The following is a 12,638-nucleotide window of genomic DNA, read 5'->3' as shown; positions in this document are numbered from 1 at the left end:
GCAATCATCATTTCTGTGGCTCCTAGTTGAGCCACTGCTATCTCTACAATGTTAAGTAAACCGGCTGCTCTCCTCTACTCCTTACATTAAACTGACCCACTAGTAGTTTGACAACTCAAGCTATTTGATTATCATGGTAATCAAATTCTATATTAAGTGACGTTTGTGGCTATGAATCTTTTCATCATTGCCAAGATTTCCCCCAAGGCGGAATTCTTCGAACAAGCCAAACAGACCATCTTATCCATAGTGCCAAATACCCTCGAAGAGGAAGGCTGCCTCCAGTTCGCAGTGCACGAGGATGGGAAATGCCTGTTTTTATACGAGGAGTGGCGCAGCCAGGAAGACTTAGAAAAGCATTACACCATGCCCTATATCACTCCGATCTTCGAAGCCTATCAAGAGTGGCTAAAAGAGCCGGTGGAGATCAATAAGCTCAAGAGACTTGCCTAATGTTTTTCCTCAAAGCTCTTCCCTCGCAACAAATGGTTGAAGGATATGCCAAACGTTATTCAGTAAAAGATCCAACTGCCGTTCAGGGCGCACTTACCATGATGCGGGATGCAAGCCTGCTTTTACGAGAGCTGGAGAGCTATTTTACTGAACACGGAACCTCCCAGCTGCGTTTCTTAGTGATGATCGTTATCGACCGGGAGCCTCAAAGAAACAGTTTACTAGCTTCCGAAATTGCAGAACGAATTGATGTTTCCCGGCCGGTAATGACACGAACCTTGAAAAGCATGGTGGAAGAAGAGCTTATCGCTATGGAAGCAGATTCCAGCGATGGTAGGGCAAAATGTGTAGCACTCACCAAGAGTGGAAAACAATTTTTACAGAAAATTTTGCCTGGGTATTTTAAGACAATTTCCAAATTTATGGAGAAACTGAACAAATGAAGAGACCGATACTACACGTCCTGTGCATATGGGCATTGGTTTACCCCATTGTTACTCTATTACTTCTGGGGATACAGGCACTGGAATTGCAAATTGCAATTGGTTTAAAGGCTTTAATAATGACCGCCATTCTGGTCCCACTAATGTATTTCTATCTTGTACCAAAGGTACATCAATTTTTGACCCGGCATTAATTATGCTGGGTGTATTTTAATGGCACCAATAATTAGTCATCTGAATTTTTCTCAGCTTCTAGCTTTTTATTTAATCTTGCTTCTGCTTTCTGTGCATATTGACCACAAGTTACCCTTTTGTTCTGTATAGCTTGGTTTTTAAACTCCCAGCCACTGGCAGGAGCATGAGGGGTAAGTAGTAAATCACAAGGTAAATCGCGCACACGGGCGAAGCTTGTGCGGAAGTCCTCTACGATATTGGGGTAGCGGCTATTATCAATCAGTTGATAACCCGGCGCTGTAAGGCTATCCACATAAGCGATGTCTGTAGCTTTACCATCAGCTACATCTTCCCAGGTCCAGGCCATACTGCCCGGTGTATGACCTGGGATAAAATGTACGCGTAAACGCAAATTTCCCAGAACCACTTGCTCGCCATCATGAAGAATACGATCTGCCTTTATTGGCGGATATAAAAGTTCGTCGGCGAAGTGAATATCATTAGCACCACCGCGAGCCATCAGCACTGCCGACTCGGCATTGGTTACTACCTGTGCACCAGTCACGCGTTTTAGCTCGGCTAAGGAACCTACGTGGTCTGCATGGGCCTGACTGTGCAAGATTAATTTGAGATCCGTGGGGGCGACTCCCAACCTGCGCATATTCTCCAATAAATGTTCAGCCGTCTGCTCCATGCCACCGTCAATTAAAATCGATCCCTCTTTGCCTTTTAATAACAGTGAGGTAATTCCCTCTGTACCTATTTGCCACGTATTATCTGCTATTTTTAGAGGCGCTACTGGCTGGCGCCAGGATTCTGGCACTTTGTAGTTTTCCAGTTGCGGCAATACTGAGAAATTTTCTGCCATCGTGGTACTGGCGTAAACTGTCATTACTATCGCGGCTAGTTTGGTTCTTATATTCATCAATTGCTCTCTATTTTCTTTACACCGGATATACATCTGGGTGCTCCATTAAGTAAGGTATTTTCTATCCATCTAGCAACTCGTTCAAAAACCTCTCTTCGGTGATTCACACCATCGGTATCTGTCATATAGTGATCGTAACCGGGATACTCCCAATAAGATAATTCACATCGCCCCGCGCTTGTATAAGCATCACGCGCTGCACGGCCGGAGCTGACAGGAGAGGACTTATCTTCTGTACCCTGAATCAATAAGACAGGGACATGGCTATCTAATAAGTCATTGACTGGTACCCGATCGACAACATCCGCCCACCAGCGCATAGAATTCCCCCCCCAGACTTCTACACTTTCAGGATTCGTCCGTGCGTAAGCGAGTTTGGCATCGACTTCTGTCGCTACGTGAGGAGGAACCAAGGACTTAAGTACCTCTGCAAAAGATTGCCCAAGCCCACTAGAGAAAACTACAGCCGCATCTGGATTTAATTTGGGGGCCAAACGGGCAACAACATCACCGCCCTCTGAGCCACCAAAGAGTACCAGCTTGCCATTCCACCAGTCAGAACCTTTTAACTCATCAACAATTTGCACAACATCCCGGGTGCGCTGCTCAACGGTATGCTTCGCCACATAAGCCTGTGAGCAGTCTTTAAATTGGTCATTGGGCCCATCCGCATGGGTAACCCCGTATTTCTCTACCAATAGCACGGCAAATTTTGGGGCAATCTTCTTAACTTGTTGTACTGTCTTATTCTTAATGGCAGGAAGACAACCTGAGCCCTGAGCGATCAGTAACAAGCCGTGAGACTCGCTGTGGGCAGGAAATTCTAGAGACCAATAAAGGGTTGAGGTATCCGGACGTTTACTCGTATTTTTTATGAACTCCGCATGAGCCATTGGCAAACTGATTAACAGCAGAATATTTATAAGGACAACTTTTATTGCCTTTAACCGAAACAGATTCATCATAAAACACCTCCATTTGCTTTTGTTTCTTATGTTTATTGAGATTGCTGTTTATGACGCAAGTCCATTAAATAGGTTCCATTGAATAGCTTAAAGACTATCTATAATTTTAATTTAAACCACTTAATAGGATTTTCCGCCTATCTGCTCCCACCAGGTATCAAACGAGAGCCGATACAAACAGTGAGGCCGCAGGGGGCTGTTTTCCGGTACCAGTGGATGGTCAAAGATTGAGGCGTCACGACTCATACCCAGGCCATGCATCATTCTTTGTGAAGGAAGATTTTGTAATGCGGTACACCCCACTACCTCAGTAAGATTTAATTGTTCGAATGCTACTGCAAAGACAGCCTTGGCCGCTTCACTGGCATACCCCCGCCCCCAAAAATCCCTAATGAAGCGGCAACCAAGTACCACACTTGGAGAGAAAGGCAACTCAGCCGAAGCATGTTTAATACCAGCGAAACCAATAAATTGTCCATTCTCTTTCAATTCCACCGCCCAGTACCCCCATCCGTATTCATCGATATGTTCCTTAAGGGTATTTAGTAGTTTATTACTTTTAGTTCGGTTCAGAGTGCAGGGAAAGAACCGCATAACCCGAGTATCTGCATTTAAATGAGCAAAATCACCACGATCCTCTTCTCGCCATTGGCGAAGGACTAATCGCTTTGAATCAGGCTGAATCAATCTGGCCATTGTCTGAGTAGCTACGCGCTGAGAAAATTTTTGGTAATACCTATACCCTTAAGACCATTTTGAAGTAATGAAAGTCCAGTCAACTAAAAAATGATTAACTTAAATTTGACGAACTTTTCCTACCTTAATAAAGCATCAAATGGACTAAAAGAAATGTAAACCGTTCTATAGGTGTGTGTATTCCTTTCCAGCAGAACATACACACCCTAAGAAACATCTGATTGTGGGAAAATTTACCAGGGAATCACTCAATATTAATGATGCCCCTGGCTTTCAGAATGGTTCTCGATAAGGCGCGGCTTCGCAGGAATGTGTAAGTCTTTCAAGATGTCGCAATACAGAGTGTGAGTCACATAGTAAGCTGCGCAGGGAGGACCTTGAGGCCGCAAATGAATACGAAACTAATCAGGGGCCCCTTTTTCAGCAAAAGAGCACCCAGAGTTGACAAATTATTTGATTGAATGCCCTCTAGACCATTCATCAGCATTGATACGATATAAACAATGTTTTAACAAAGGGCTTTCGGTTGGAACCTGCGGATGTTCAAAGACAAGAGAATCCCGCCGCATGCCCAGCCGCTCCATCACCCGCTGGGAGCGAAGATTCTGAAGCGGCGTAAAAGAAACAACTTCACTCAGGCTAAGAGTATTAAAAGCTACATCCAAAGATGCTTTTGCGGCTTCACTGGCATAACCTTTTCCCCAATAAGGGAAGGCCAAGCGCCAGCCAATCTCTACCGCCGGTGCGAAAGGCAAATCTTCAGTCACATTTTTCATACCAACGAATCCGAGAAACTCGTTGGTGTCTCTCAGCTCCAAGGCCCAAAAGCCCCAGCCGTATTTCTCAATATGCGCAATACTGCGATCCACACCGGCATCACTCTGCTGTCGCGTCAGTAATGAGGGGAAAAACTCCATCACCCTGGCGTCGGCATTCATTTCAGCAAATACAGGCTTATCTTTCGCTCGCCACTGGCGTAGCTGTAAGCGTTCAGTGATGGGTTGTATTAATTCAGGCATGGAATATTCGCTATTCAATATTTTGTTTCTGCTGAAAACCTTTAGAAGGTGCAACCATAAAATCGCACTGTTCCAGCCATTTTCGCTGCCCTGGATAAGCCGCTTCCTCAAAACCCAATTTCTGGTAGAGAGTCCGTGCCGCTAGATTAGTACGCAGGACAAATAAAGAGCACTCGATTGCATCCAGGGCTCTGGCTCCTGTTTGTGCAAGCTGTACTACCAGCGCACGCCCTAATCCGGCTCCGCGATGATTGGGAGAGACAATTAAGCGACTTAGGTGGCAGCGGCCCAGGTGTTGGTAATACTGCCCAAAAGCCAGCACATCACCGCTGCTGTCCTGAAGTGCGTAGCTGGGTAACTCCGGCCAACGGCAATCCTCCAAGAAGGACCTCCCCGCGAACGGAAACCTGAAATCAGGACCACCCCACTGTTGGCACTGCTCCCAATCAGGTAGCCAAGACATCAATGTTGGGAATTGCCACTCTTCCATTGGCTTCAGCCTCAAATTCTCCACGGCAATTCTCCTTAAAGTTACTTGCGACTCTTTGCCAGCCATCGATCTAACTGATCGGCAAAAGCTTTGCGGTCCGCCTGGCTAAGGGCCGGTGGTCCGCCGGTATGCACACCGCTGGAGCGCAGGGTATCCATAAAGTCCCGCATATTCAGACGCGCGCGGATATTGGCTTTGGTATAGCGCTCCCCACGGGGATTAAGGGCTTCAGCACCCTTGTCGATCACCTCTGCTGCCAGTGGGATATCGCTAGTAATAATCAGGTCCCCTGCCTCGCAGCGCTGCACTATCTCGTTATCCGCCACATCAAAACCGGCTGTCACTTGCACGGAGCGGATATAGCGCGACGGCGGCACCCGTACCGCTTGGTTGGCCACCAACGTCAGTTCTGTGGCTGTGCGCTCAGCGGCGCGAAACAGGATTTCCTTGATAGCGACCGGACAAGCGTCGGCATCAACCCAGAGTTTTGTCATGGCTCTACAACCTCTTCGAGCGTATCGGGCGGTGCACCCTCATCGCATTTCTTGCAATTGAGCTGGAATCCCAGCATGGACTCGCGCCCTTGTTCAGTGATCACCCAGGGCCGGTTGGTCCAGGGAGGATTGTGGCGTACATGCTGGAAGTGGCCACAGGCGAGCTCCGCCACCCAGTGATCCTCTTCATCCAGATGGTAGCCGGCGATGGGCTGTTGCATGGGGTTACACAGGCAGGGAAAAGGTGCAGTTATAGCTAATCCCATTGGCAAAGTACACTGTAGCTAAAGGTTTTTGCTACCAAAGGGGATTATAAGCCAAACTAGTGGAACCCCCTGTTAGTACAAACTGAAAAGGTCGACACCCATATTGCTTAAAAATAGCTTGGAAGAAAAATATACTACTTAGTAGCCTGAATTTCCTTTACCCATTGAGTCTGAATTTTAAAGTATTTCCAAGCCTAAATGTTTAAGGCAACGAACTTCTTATATTTCAAATAAAAAATTATCAATTTCTCATCTGTAAAGCCGAAAGACCTATTCTTGTTTAACTTCACAAACAGAAGCCACCTTTTCATATTTATATTCATATTCATACATGAAGTAATTTCCAGAATCACTATATGTACGCTCGATTAAATACACACTGCCAAAATCATCGTAATACTCTTTAAAAACCCTATCACTACATCCCGAAAAACCTGAATAGTCACCATAGATTATCGTATCCTCCACAACCTTATAGATCTCTTCAAAAGCTCTATCATCTTCCTTGTAGACAAATTCAATTGATAGTTTTTCACATAAAACATGGCCATCATCAATATAAGAATAAACCCCCTTTATAGGTCTACCCTGCTCATCATGTTCTTCCCAATGATACACATGTTCAGCAGAATAATGATCAATTACATAAATATTTGTTAAGCTTATAACTTCATCATCAAATGTATTAACAACATCTGCCCCGACGCCACCAATCAAGTCAAGATGGTGTGACTTTAAGTAATTAACAGGGAAGAAATCTTTATGATTCAAAATAAAACTTCTGGGGGAATCATATGTATCAACATAAATAAAGCTATCATCTATTGCTTCGACGGTATGAGTATTTAGACTGGAATTCCAGCTAGCGCTAAACTGCTCTACAATAGAATTTTCAACCTCACCATTATGATTTGAAATTAATTTTTTATATATTCTTTTTGGATATTTCCTACACAACAATTCAGGCAAGGGCGAAGGCCTATATCCGCTCGAAAAATCCGAATCCGAGCAAGAGTTAAACCCAAACAATGCAGACGAGGCAATAAATACTAATCCAATTCCATGGAGATTTTTCATGAGGCACCAGAATATAAAACAAAAATAGTTAGCCGATATAACAACATAGCACTACAAGCCCCTCAACTCGGGGTAGCAAAGCCCTCTCCTTATGGAGTGATTAGGACTGCTAAATCCTGACCAAAACTCAGTAAAAATCAAAAAGATACCGTAGCTGTATTGCGATATACCTATACAACAAATAAAGTGGCCTCGAGTCCGCTCAGTCATTTAAATAAATTATTAATTTAATCACATAGTGCTGACCAAGGAAGTATAAAAGACCTAAATTTATATCGTTCAAATAATCAAATAGGCGAATCCGAGCCAAACTTTTAAGTTGGTATTCGAAGTAGAATAGACTCTGTGTCTCAAATCTACAAAGAGTAAGATAGATCAATAATATTCAATAATTAGTTTTTTATAGGGCGCTCTAGACAGAATAAAATCGATTTGCCTCAATCCTGCCACTTACTGAAAGATATCTGTATTTTCTCTATTAAAGCATACCCATTAGTTAACTTAGTCTTCTAAATAAAAGGCTGTGATGAATTATTCTAGTGAGCTATAGATTTAGTGCGCAGGACCCTGCTATAGCCAACTCCTAGGGCAAAGGAGAAACCTGTCCAGGCATTCGCACTCATGCCGGGTGGATCCGGGCTAAGGCTGTTAGAATCCACCATTTTCTCGTCACGCGAAGATACAACTCTATCTATGACCCAGCTCAACCCCCGCCAATCCGAAGCCGTGAAGTATGTCGATGGCCCCTGCCTGGTACTGGCCGGTGCCGGCTCCGGCAAGACCAGCGTAATCACCCGCAAGATCGCCTACCTGATCGAACAGTGTGGCTACGCTGCGCGCAATATCGCCGCCCTCACCTTCACCAACAAGGCGGCACGGGAGATGAAAGAGCGGGTCAGCAAACTGCTGGCGGGTCCAGATGGCAAGCGCTCCAAAGCGAGTCACGGCCTCACCGTATCCACCTTTCACAACCTTGGGCTGAATATCCTACGCAAGGAATACCGCGCCGCCGGCTTTAAGCCCGGCTTCTCCATCTTCGATGCGGAAGACGCCCGCGCCCTGATCAAGGAGCTGATGCTCAGGGATGGCGACCTGGATACAGACCTGTTGGATCGGGTACAAAACCAGATCTCCAATTGGAAGAACGATATGCTCACCCCGCGCCGTGCCCTAGAGCAGGCACAGAGCCCCGGTGAGCAAGCAATCGCGGTTGCCTACGATCGCTACTGCGAAGCCCTCAAGGCCTACAATGCCGTCGACTTCGACGACCTGATCCTGCTGCCGGTACAGCTGTTCGACAAAGATCCGGAGTTACTGCAACGCTGGCGCAAGAAGATTCGCTACCTACTAGTGGACGAGTATCAAGACACCAACAACTCCCAGTACCTGCTGGTGAAGCTGCTGGTGGGCGGGCGCGGCGGTCTCACAGTGGTGGGAGACGATGACCAGTCTATTTACGCCTGGCGCGGCGCGCGCCCGGAAAATATGAGTGCGCTGAAGACCGACTTCCCCAACCTTCGCCTGATCAAACTGGAGCAGAACTACCGCTCCACCAGCCGCATCCTCAAAGTGGCCAACCACCTGATCGCCCACAACCCCCACGAGTTCGACAAGGCATTGTGGTCCGATCGCGGTCTGGGTGAGGAGATCCGCGTGCTCAAAGTGGCCAATGAAAGCGAGGAGGCCGAGCGGGTCGCCAACGAGATCTTTCTGCAGAAGAGCCGCCGCGGCTGCAAGTTTATGGATTTTGCCGTGCTCTATCGTGGCAACCACCAGGCGCGCCTGATTGAAATGAAACTGCAGGAGCACCAGGTTCCCTACCAGATGTCCGGCGGTACTTCCTTCTTCGCCCGCGCCGAAATCAAGGACGTGATGGCCTACCTGCGCCTGTTGGTAAATCCGGATGATGACAACGCATTCCTGCGCATTATCAATACCCCGCGCCGCCAAATAGGTACCAGCAGCCTGGAGGCCCTGGGCAACTATGCCAAGGGCCGCGAGATCTCTATGTTCAAAGCCTGCTCGGAATTCGGCTTTAAGGAGCATATTAACGAGCAGGGCTACGAGCGCCTGAATCGCTTCGCCTTGTGGCTCGAAGGGGTGCAGCGCAACTGTCGCGATACCACCGCCAATAGCGCCCTTCGCGAGATGCTGGAGGATATCGACTACGCCGGCTGGCTCTCGCAAAACGCCAGTAGCGAGAAAGTGGCCGAAAAGCGCATGGAGAATGTGTACTGGTTGCTGGAGAGCCTCAACAAGATTATGGAGGGCACCGACGATGAGCTGGAGCAGGATATCCGCCTGGAACAGGCCATCTCCAAACTGATCCTGCGGGATATGCTCGAGCGCCAGGAAGAAGAGGAAGCCACCGATAAGGTCAGCTTGATGACCCTACACGCCGCCAAGGGCCTGGAATTCCCCCACGTGTTTATGATCGGTATGGAAGAGAACTTACTTCCCCACCGCAACAGTATTGAGGACGACAACATCGAAGAGGAGCGCCGTCTCACTTATGTAGGCATTACCCGCGCCCAGCGCACCCTCACCATGACTTTGGCAGGCAAGCGCAAACAGTTCGGCGAAACCCAGGACACCACACCCAGCCGCTTTATCGACGAGCTGCCGGAAGAGGATGTGTTGCTGGAAGGATTTGGCAAGGCGACGCCGGAGCAGAATCAGGCAAAGGGGGAGGAAACTTTGGGGTCTTTGTTGAGTATGTTTGATTGAAGTTTATACACCCACCCATCAGCTCCAAGAACAATAAAGGCCGCTTGAAAAGCGGCCTTTTTAATATATATCAACCCGTTACTGGATTGCTGACAAGGTCCAGCGATCGATATAGCCCAAGGCTTCTTTACATGAATCACTACCACTTATCTTACAGTAGTCCAGCTCCTGATAAACACGGAGGTAGTAGTAAGTACCATCAAAAAAGAGGGGTTCTACTTCTCGATATCGCCATTCTACACAATCAACATTGTCTGCAGGACAAGAACTAAAAGTTTCACCGGTAGTAGGATCTACAAAATAGCGATGTTCACGCATAATATTTGTATCTGACCAGCTGAAAAGGTTAAATCCAGACTCTGTAATTCCTTCACTCCCTTCATAAACTTGAGTACCACTTCCATCGGCAAAGTACCGTAATCCGAATTGTTCCTCATAGCTTGGGAATTCCGAATCCAGTAAATCGAAGATACCACCGTAATTGAATATGTCGGAAGGAGCAGGCATAACAGTACCGCGCACAACCGGAGTGGCAAAGTGGCCTCCAACCGAAACTAAAGAGCCATCTGCTCTGCGCAAAACACCCAAAGTCCGAATAGCAGCTCCGTAAGCACCAAAAGTATAGTATTCTACTTTTACCCCACGATTACTTTCTATAACCAGGTTTCCGGCATCATTAAAAGAAAGTACGCCACCATCTTTATAACCAGAAAGAAGGTCAAACCTTTGATCAATCGTTCCATTTGCATTTGGAGTAATGATCGAAGGTTGCCAAGAATCTGCGTATGAAAAATTGCTATCCCCAGATCGATCTCTAAAGCCAGCAATAGAAAATTCAGCTGCAGATATCTCCTTCAAATCTCCTACTCTCTGGGTATTTACTTGGGCAAACTGATTTTCCACTTGGAAATTAACTGCGTTTGCCTCATTTAAATCTGGTGATTCGCACGAATAGGCATAATCAATTTTATACGCTGAATAAAATGCAGCATCGTAATATTTTGTTAATTGGATACTATTGAGTTTAGCCGAAAAATTTCCATCCGCCGTACACTCTTCTGGAAAATAGCCACCTCGATCCCAGCCAGATACATCTAAAATCGTTTTATTGTTGGAAATTACATAAGTTAACGGGTCAATTGTTTCAACATCATAATGATCATCTATAAACTGCCCTGAACCTGATGCTTCTCCAGATAAATTCATCACAAATCCACGAATACGCTCTATCTCGGGATCTGCTGCAACAAGTATTACATCCTCTCCAGAATAACCTTCAACAGGTATAATTTGCTCACTATCACTCAAAAACTGGGCTAGAAGCTCTTCATAATTTTCAGCACTTACAGAAGACGTGTTTTTCAACTGAAGTGCTACCTTTGCAGCTACCGGATAGTCTTGAATAAATTCATAAGTATTATCGTGAGAAAAAAGTGGCGATTCACCACCACTAATAACATAACGAAGCCCAACAGCACTTTCTAACAGCATTTCTTGTGGCAAAACCTGAGATGCATTCAACAACTCACTAGATAAAGTAATTTTGCCTCCATTAACTTTTTCTAAAAAAGCAGCTGCAGCGGTAGACATCGCATTTACATAAAGTGTCGGTAGCTCATCAACAGAAACCAAGCCGTCATTTTCACGAGCCTCTAGCTGTGAAACATCTCCCACATAAGACTTAAGGATAATTTCTTTACGCTCTTCAGTGGCCGGATAACTAACAATTATGTTGACTAATTCATCAACCTCTGCGTCTATTATTTCCGCAGAGAAGACTTTTCCATCAACGGTTGCATCGTAATCAGTGTCACCCACCTTGACTTTCACCGAAGCAACGCCGTCAACATTTTCTCCAATTAAACCTTGAATACTGATCTGGACCGGTTGTAAGTCACTCCCATCAGGCGTTCCTGATGATCCGCCAGATGTTTCCGGTAATTCGCCATTAGCTCTATCGCCCCCACTACCACCACCGCCACTACAAGCAGCCAGTACAAAAGATAGAGCAGTGAAAGAAATCAACTTACCCAGTTTCATAGGTAATTCCCTTGTTTCTTGTAGAAATTTTTTTAAGTTCAAATGCGATAATACAGTTTTCATAAGGCTGGAAGAAAATAACGCCTAATTACGGCTTATTACAGTTACTATTGCAGCTTATCTGACACTGAATTTTCTTATAGTCATTTAAGACAAGTTATATCATTTGGCTTTTTACGACATTCGGTAAGCTTATTTGACGATCCAGGTGTTAGCTGGAAATTATCGCAAGAAAAAAGCCGATTAGAGGAAGATGAGTTTTGCTTAGGAGAGAAATAAAAAAGGCCGCTCAATAAGCGGCCTTTTTCCAATAGTGAAACAGCTTACTTACTGTTATCCACCATATAATCAACCGCAGCCTTCACTTCGTCATCGCTACAATCCATACACAGGCCCTTAGGCGGCATGGCATTGATACCATTGATGGCATTGGTATAAAGAGTGTCCATGCCCTTGGCAATACGCGGTGCCCAGGCAGCGGCATCACCAAACTTAGGCGCGCCCGCTATACCCGCCGCGTGACAAGTAGTACAGCTCTTGTTGTAGATATCTTCACCACTGCGGGCACCGCCACTGGCAGCTTCCGGGGCAGCCGCTACTGCCCCCGCACACTCCTCGCCCTTCATACAGGTCTCACCCGCCGGAGCGATACGCTGTTCAATTTCCTGGTCAACAGACTGGGCCACTGCCGCAGCCGCACTGACGGCCAGTGCCGCCACAATACCCAAAATGCTCTTCATGCTATTCCCCCAAAGGGCCGAAGTGAGTTGGCCCGTAGACTATCGATTTACTGCCGCAAACTTCCACGCCGCGCATTATAAGCACTGTGCCGCCCCCTGCCAAAGCCTGCGTAGAAGCGCCATAAG

The 12,638-nt window shown here is 46.4% G+C and carries 14 protein-coding genes; 4 read left to right on the top strand and 10 right to left on the bottom strand.

Going from position 1 to position 12,638, the window contains the following annotated elements:
* Positions 1-171: 171 nt before the first annotated feature.
* The 3 genes from ACJJJA_RS02055 to ACJJJA_RS22370 are packed head-to-tail and all read left to right on the top strand — an operon-like array spanning position 172 to position 1,090.
* Positions 172-453: a putative quinol monooxygenase gene (locus tag ACJJJA_RS02055; RefSeq protein ID WP_444903626.1), complete on the top strand. Its 282-nt coding sequence runs from the start codon at positions 172-174 to the stop codon at positions 451-453.
* Entirely contained in the window at positions 453-896 is a 444-nt protein-coding gene (locus tag ACJJJA_RS02050; RefSeq protein WP_444903625.1) for a MarR family winged helix-turn-helix transcriptional regulator, read from the top strand. The genes ACJJJA_RS02055 and ACJJJA_RS02050 overlap by 1 nt, the downstream gene beginning before the upstream one ends.
* Positions 893-1,090 (top strand): putative antibiotic biosynthesis monooxygenase, encoded by a 198-nt coding sequence (locus tag ACJJJA_RS22370; RefSeq protein ID WP_507021855.1) that lies wholly within the window; start codon positions 893-895, stop codon positions 1,088-1,090. The genes ACJJJA_RS02050 and ACJJJA_RS22370 overlap by 4 nt, the downstream gene beginning before the upstream one ends.
* Positions 1,091-1,122: 32 nt before the next feature.
* On the opposite strand, the gene bla is transcribed toward ACJJJA_RS22370, so the two are convergent.
* From bla to ACJJJA_RS02010, 8 genes are all read right to left on the bottom strand, one after another.
* The gene (gene bla, locus ACJJJA_RS02045; RefSeq protein ID WP_444905276.1) at positions 1,123-1,989 is read right to left on the bottom strand and encodes a subclass B3 metallo-beta-lactamase; all 867 of its coding nucleotides are present in this window, start codon (positions 1,987-1,989) and stop codon (positions 1,123-1,125) included.
* A gap of 5 nt (positions 1,990-1,994) precedes the next feature.
* Positions 1,995-2,963, bottom strand: a complete 969-nt coding sequence (locus ACJJJA_RS02040) for an alpha/beta hydrolase family protein (protein ID WP_444903624.1) — start codon at positions 2,961-2,963, stop codon at positions 1,995-1,997.
* Positions 2,964-3,083: 120 nt separating this feature from the next.
* Positions 3,084-3,659, bottom strand: a complete 576-nt coding sequence (locus tag ACJJJA_RS02035; protein ID WP_444899309.1) for a GNAT family N-acetyltransferase — start codon at positions 3,657-3,659, stop codon at positions 3,084-3,086.
* Positions 3,660-4,108: 449 nt separating this feature from the next.
* The gene (locus ACJJJA_RS02030; RefSeq protein ID WP_444903623.1) at positions 4,109-4,678 is read right to left on the bottom strand and encodes a GNAT family N-acetyltransferase; all 570 of its coding nucleotides are present in this window, start codon (positions 4,676-4,678) and stop codon (positions 4,109-4,111) included.
* A 10-nt stretch (positions 4,679-4,688) separates the two neighbouring features.
* On the bottom strand, positions 4,689-5,192 hold the full coding sequence (locus tag ACJJJA_RS02025; protein WP_444903622.1) for a GNAT family N-acetyltransferase: 504 nt from the start codon (positions 5,190-5,192) through the stop codon (positions 4,689-4,691).
* A 17-nt stretch (positions 5,193-5,209) separates the two neighbouring features.
* Complete coding sequence (locus ACJJJA_RS02020; protein ID WP_152450565.1) at positions 5,210-5,662, bottom strand: YaiI/YqxD family protein; 453 nt, start codon at positions 5,660-5,662, stop codon at positions 5,210-5,212.
* A complete protein-coding gene (locus ACJJJA_RS02015; protein ID WP_444883402.1) occupies positions 5,659-5,928 on the bottom strand; it encodes a DUF3565 domain-containing protein in 270 nt (89 codons plus the stop codon). Before ACJJJA_RS02015 ends, ACJJJA_RS02020 begins: the two co-directional genes overlap by 4 nt.
* A gap of 270 nt (positions 5,929-6,198) precedes the next feature.
* Positions 6,199-6,897, bottom strand: coding sequence for a hypothetical protein (locus tag ACJJJA_RS02010; RefSeq protein WP_444903621.1), 699 nt, complete (start codon positions 6,895-6,897; stop codon positions 6,199-6,201).
* Between the two features lie 801 nt (positions 6,898-7,698).
* Between ACJJJA_RS02010 and rep the strand changes: the two genes are divergently transcribed.
* Positions 7,699-9,732, top strand: coding sequence for a DNA helicase Rep (rep, locus tag ACJJJA_RS02005; RefSeq protein WP_444903620.1), 2,034 nt, complete (start codon positions 7,699-7,701; stop codon positions 9,730-9,732).
* A gap of 78 nt (positions 9,733-9,810) precedes the next feature.
* Here rep and ACJJJA_RS02000 read toward each other — a convergent pair whose 3' ends face one another.
* Both ACJJJA_RS02000 and ACJJJA_RS01995 read right to left on the bottom strand, forming a co-directional pair.
* Positions 9,811-11,772: a hypothetical protein gene (locus tag ACJJJA_RS02000; protein WP_444903619.1), complete on the bottom strand. Its 1,962-nt coding sequence runs from the start codon at positions 11,770-11,772 to the stop codon at positions 9,811-9,813.
* A 323-nt stretch (positions 11,773-12,095) separates the two neighbouring features.
* Positions 12,096-12,512, bottom strand: a complete 417-nt coding sequence (locus tag ACJJJA_RS01995) for a c-type cytochrome (protein ID WP_444903618.1) — start codon at positions 12,510-12,512, stop codon at positions 12,096-12,098.
* Positions 12,513-12,638 lie beyond the last annotated feature (126 nt).

It is taken from the genome of Microbulbifer mixtoriginis (SeqCode) (assembly GCF_052466865.1).
This window is presented reverse-complemented; position numbering and strand designations above follow the sequence as displayed.

What these genes read in the sequence shown, in the direction of transcription:
- ACJJJA_RS02055 (WP_444903626.1), top strand. Translation starts at nt 172, where the DNA reads ATGAATCTTTTCATCATTGCCAAGATTTCCCCCAAGGCGGAATTCTTC.
- ACJJJA_RS02050 (WP_444903625.1), top strand. Translation starts at nt 453, where the DNA reads ATGTTTTTCCTCAAAGCTCTTCCCTCGCAACAAATGGTTGAAGGATAT.
- ACJJJA_RS22370 (WP_507021855.1), top strand. Translation starts at nt 893, where the DNA reads ATGAAGAGACCGATACTACACGTCCTGTGCATATGGGCATTGGTTTAC.
- ACJJJA_RS02040 (WP_444903624.1), bottom strand. Translation starts at nt 2,963, where the DNA reads ATGATGAATCTGTTTCGGTTAAAGGCAATAAAAGTTGTCCTTATAAAT.
- ACJJJA_RS02035 (WP_444899309.1), bottom strand. Translation starts at nt 3,659, where the DNA reads ATGGCCAGATTGATTCAGCCTGATTCAAAGCGATTAGTCCTTCGCCAA.
- ACJJJA_RS02030 (WP_444903623.1), bottom strand. Translation starts at nt 4,678, where the DNA reads ATGCCTGAATTAATACAACCCATCACTGAACGCTTACAGCTACGCCAG.
- ACJJJA_RS02020 (WP_152450565.1), bottom strand. Translation starts at nt 5,662, where the DNA reads ATGACAAAACTCTGGGTTGATGCCGACGCTTGTCCGGTCGCTATCAAG.
- ACJJJA_RS02015 (WP_444883402.1), bottom strand. Translation starts at nt 5,928, where the DNA reads ATGGGATTAGCTATAACTGCACCTTTTCCCTGCCTGTGTAACCCCATG.
- rep (WP_444903620.1), top strand. Translation starts at nt 7,699, where the DNA reads ATGACCCAGCTCAACCCCCGCCAATCCGAAGCCGTGAAGTATGTCGAT.
- ACJJJA_RS02000 (WP_444903619.1), bottom strand. Translation starts at nt 11,772, where the DNA reads ATGAAACTGGGTAAGTTGATTTCTTTCACTGCTCTATCTTTTGTACTG.
- ACJJJA_RS01995 (WP_444903618.1), bottom strand. Translation starts at nt 12,512, where the DNA reads ATGAAGAGCATTTTGGGTATTGTGGCGGCACTGGCCGTCAGTGCGGCT.